Raw genomic sequence first — 665 nt, 5'->3', positions numbered from 1 at the left:
CGATAGTTAATTCGTTTTCATGGATAAAGTTGTGGCGTCATACGTGACAAATCAGCCAGCTAACTTTGCTTATTGACCTTATGTTCATTAACCATAGTCAATAAATCTCAATAAAGTGGGCTGTTGATGACGCAGAATAACTGCTCAAGGTACTTGAAAGTAACAGAAAAACAATAGGCTATCCACTATTGATCTTGAGATATGGTTGCACTAATCGACGAATGTTTACTTTTGCACCGATTCGAGCGGCGAGCAAATACATGCCACCAATTTTTCGGTGCAAGAATATGGCATCGGCTGGTGGGGTATGCCAATAATCTTGCTCCATACTCAGAATTGTTCCAGCTTCTCGCAGTTTTTGCGCCAGTCCGCTGGCTTTAAAGTCATAAGCTTCATCAATTAGCATGGGTTCGCATGCCATTTTGACCAAATCTAAAATCGCCGTTCTCTGCTCTGGTTTGATGCTTTGGGCGAAAAAGCCTATTTGCTCTAAAGCATCGTTGAGCCCTTGTTCGTCATCGTTCACGACAGATGAAAAGGCTTGGCGATAACCGGAACTAAAACGTTCACTGTATTCGCGAGTTGCGCCAAAATCTAACAGCCCGATTTGTTTACTTTGTTCAAGATAGAGATAGTTTGCGAAGTTTGGATCGGTTTGCACCATT

1 protein-coding gene is annotated in these 665 nt (G+C 42.3%); it reads right to left on the bottom strand.

All coding sequences use genetic code 11. The features are described from left to right. Nucleotides 1-178 precede the first annotated feature (178 nt). The coding region (locus tag R7Q48_RS27955; RefSeq protein ID WP_318133552.1) for an AarF/UbiB family protein at nucleotides 179-665 on the bottom strand (487 nt) is incomplete at its 5' end.

This window comes from Vibrio sp. 378 (genome assembly GCF_033339435.1).
The sequence above is the reverse complement of the archived record's forward strand: the minus strand, read 5'-3'. Positions and strand labels throughout refer to the sequence as shown.